Annotated in this window: 2 protein-coding genes; one reads left to right on the top strand and one right to left on the bottom strand. The window is 63.3% G+C overall.

Going from position 1 to position 1,486, the window contains the following annotated elements:
• On the bottom strand, window positions 1-259 hold a 259-nt coding region (locus FEF27_RS13000; protein ID WP_243729255.1), incomplete at its 3' end, for a transposase.
• Window positions 260-325: 66 nt separating this feature from the next.
• On the opposite strand from FEF27_RS13000, the gene FEF27_RS12995 reads away from it, so the two are divergent.
• Window positions 326-1,437, top strand: a protein-coding gene (locus tag FEF27_RS12995; RefSeq protein WP_138171307.1) for an IS3 family transposase whose coding sequence is annotated in 2 segments (ribosomal slippage) — window positions 326-596 and window positions 596-1,437 — 1,113 coding nt in all. Because the reading frame shifts where the segments join, the coding sequence is not laid out codon by codon here.
• Window positions 1,438-1,486: the final 49 nt, after the last annotated feature.

The raw sequence follows: 1,486 nt of genomic DNA, 5'->3' as shown, positions 1-1,486 counted from the left end.
CCCGGTCCCTGGGCACCGATATTTCGATCTCTCCTGCCTCCGAGGCGACGGTCTTGGCATAGGAGCCGTTGCGCGAGTTCTTCGTGGCCTTAGCCTCGCGGTCGTCCTTGGCGTAACCCAAGTGAGAGGTCATCTCAGCGGCCAAGCCACGTTCGAGGGTCTCCTTGATCAGCGCCGGCACCAGACCGCCATCACCGGTCAGCTCCACTTCACCGGAATCAATCTTGGAAAACAGCTCATCCTGGCATGACCCCCTAATTTCGGTCCACGAGTTATGAGAGTCGCACTAGCGCCCGGTGCTCCGGGCAGGAAAACTGGTGTGACCATGACAAGCAAGAGAAGACGCCATACCCCGGAACAGATCATCCGGAAGCTCCAAGACGCTGAGAAGCTCCAGGCAGAAGGCCACGACGTCGCCGCCACCGCCCGCGAACTGGGAGTCACCGAGGCCACCTACTATCGGTGGAAGAACCAATACGGCGGGCTCAAAGCCGAAGACGCCAAACGGCTGAAGGAACTTCAGAAGCAAAACGACCGGCTCAAGAAGCTCCTGGCCGAGGCGGAGCTGGAGAAGGCTGCGCTGAAGGAGCTGGCGGAGGGAAACTTCTAAGCCCGGACCGGCGCCGAGCAGCTGCGCGACACCTGATGGCCACCATGGGCATCAGTGAACGCAGAGCCACCGCGCTGGCCGGGCTTGCCCGATCCGCTTTCCGCCGGACCCTGAAGTCTGAGAACGCTGGTGATCCTGATGCTGGGCTGCGGACATGGCTGCGCGGCTATGCGAAGGACCATCCGCGCTGGGGCTACCGGCGGGCCTATCATGATGCCCGCGCCGAGGGCTGGGCGGTCAATCATAAGAAGGTCCAGCGGCTCTGGCGTGAAGAGGGGCTGCGGGTGCCGGTGAGACGTCGACGCAAACGCGTGGGGTCCTCCACCGCGGAAGCCTCGCAGGCGGACGCGCCGAATGTGGTGTGGGCGGTGGACTTCCAGTTCGACGCCGATGAGACCGGCCGGGCGATCAAGATCGCCTCGATCGTCGATGAGCACACCCGCGAATGCCTGGGCGGGATCGTGGCCCGCAGCATCACCGGTGATGACCTCACCGCCCACCTCGACGCTATCGCCGCTGACCGGGGGCTTCCAGAGGTCCTACGGTGTGACAACGGCCCGGAGCTGATCTGCCACGCGATGGCCGACTGGGCCGGGGAGGTCACGGGGATCCACTACATCCCGCCGGGTGCGCCGTGGCGCAATGGGTACGTGGAGTCCTTCAACAGCAGGATCCGGGATGAGTGCCTGAACATCACCAGCTTCTGGTCTTTGACCCATGCTCGGGTGATCATCACGGATTGGAAGAAGGAATACAACACCATCCGGCGCCACTCAGCGCTCGGGTACCGCAGCCCGGCTGAGTATGCTGAAATCTGTACCCATTGAAGAAACCGCGGCCCGCATAACGCGTGGACCTACTTCCGGGGGCAACCCA

It is taken from the genome of Nesterenkonia sphaerica (assembly GCF_005771565.1).
Classification (GTDB): Bacteria; Actinomycetota; Actinomycetes; order Actinomycetales; family Micrococcaceae; genus Nesterenkonia; species Nesterenkonia sphaerica.
Note: the sequence above shows the minus strand (reverse complement) of the source record. Positions and strands in the feature narration are given on the sequence as shown.